Origin of the sequence: Runella salmonicolor, assembly GCF_024158025.1 — a bacterium.
GTDB classification, from domain to species: domain Bacteria; phylum Bacteroidota; class Bacteroidia; order Cytophagales; family Spirosomataceae; genus Runella; species Runella salmonicolor.
Window position 1 is genome coordinate 1 of sequence record NZ_JAMZEL010000034.1, and the last position, 1,433, is coordinate 1,433.

The window sequence follows — 1,433 nt, forward strand, 5'->3', positions numbered from 1 at the left end:
ACCTAAAGTATATACACAAGTATTGATTATCTTAGGGGAATGAACTTACCCGATAAACGTCTGACAAAAGTATTGATGAATTTAGTGGAACGTGTAAAAAAGCGCCAAACTCTTTCCTTGCGAAGACTCTCAAGTTCTCGTAAAGAAGAGATACAATTTGGGCGTTTTCTAAGCAATCCACGCGTGGAGTTTGAATCATTGGAAACAATGTTATACGCTCAATGTCAAGCGGATGCCAACACTTCAAGCCATTTATTATTGTTAGAAGACAGTAGTCAAATGGCTTTCAGTTTACAGCGCAATATAGAAGGATTGGGTAAAGTAGACAAGGGGATTGTGCAGGGATTTTATCTTCATCCGGTCTTGACCTTAGACTCGCATACAGGTGCCTGCCATGGAATATCAGCTTTAGAATTTAGAGTACGCTCCCAAGAGGCCGATGGGTTGACTTATGGGCAACGAAAGGCGGCTCGCAGCAAAGAATTTTTTGAAGATAAGGAAGCCTATCGGTGGCGCAGCAGCATCGAAACCGCTTTAGGCAACTTACCCCTGAGTGCCTCTAAGACAGTAGTGGCCGATCGTGAGTCTGATATTTATGCCGTGTTGGTAGGTTTAAAGTCTGATTTAGGAGTTGATTATGTGATTCGCAGCCGCATCAATCGTCCTTTGATTGATGGCGAGAAATTATATGAAAAAGTCATAGGTTGGCCTGTTGAACACGAGTTTGAAGTGGATTTACCCGCTACGGATGAACGCTCCGCCCACCGGGCTCGGTTGCAGCTGCGCTATGGAGAGGTAGTGATGAAAAAATCGGAAGTCAGAACAAAAAAACAAGTTCCTCCCACTTGGAGCAGTGGGGTGGTATATGTCAGTGAGTTAGCTGAAACAGTGGTCAATGATCAAAAGCCTGTCAGTTGGGTATTAATGACTTCTCATCCTGTCCAATCCCCGGCAGATGCCTTGCAGGCAGTAGACTTCTACAAACAACGTTGGAATGTAGAACAGTTATTCAGAGTTTTGAAAACCAAATGTTTACGTTTTGAGTCCAGCCAATTGGCAGAGTATGAAAAATTGCGAAAATTAATGATTGTTGCCTTGATGGGAGCGGTCAAAGTACTCCAACTCCTGCGAGCTCGTGATGGTACTACCCAACAAAGCCTGGCGGCCGCTTTTCAGGCGGATGAACAAATTTTTCTTACTCATCTCAATTCGACACTAGAAGGCAAAACCCAAAAACAGAAAAATCCTTATCCGACTCATAGTTTGGCATTTGGCGCTTGGATTATTGCCCGATTGGCAGGTTGGAGTGGTTATCAAAGCCAGAGGCCACCCGGACCGACTGACTTCTTTACTGGATTACAGCGATTCTATGATCAATATCAAGGTTATTTACTCTCGAAAGAAATCACTAAAGATGTGTTGATACTTTAGGT

At 43.5% G+C, this 1,433-nt stretch carries 1 protein-coding gene; it reads left to right on the forward strand.

All coding sequences use genetic code 11. The annotated features are described in order from the left end of the window. The first annotated feature begins 39 nt into the window (after positions 1-39). Positions 40-1,431, forward strand: coding sequence for an IS4 family transposase (locus NCI00_RS29340; RefSeq protein ID WP_253533522.1), 1,392 nt, complete (start codon positions 40-42; stop codon positions 1,429-1,431). The last annotated feature ends 2 nt before the right edge of the window (positions 1,432-1,433 follow it).

Excerpts from the sequence above, each read along its gene's own strand:
- NCI00_RS29340 (WP_253533522.1), top strand. The coding sequence starts at position 40 with ATGAACTTACCCGATAAACGTCTGACAAAAGTATTGATGAATTTAGTG.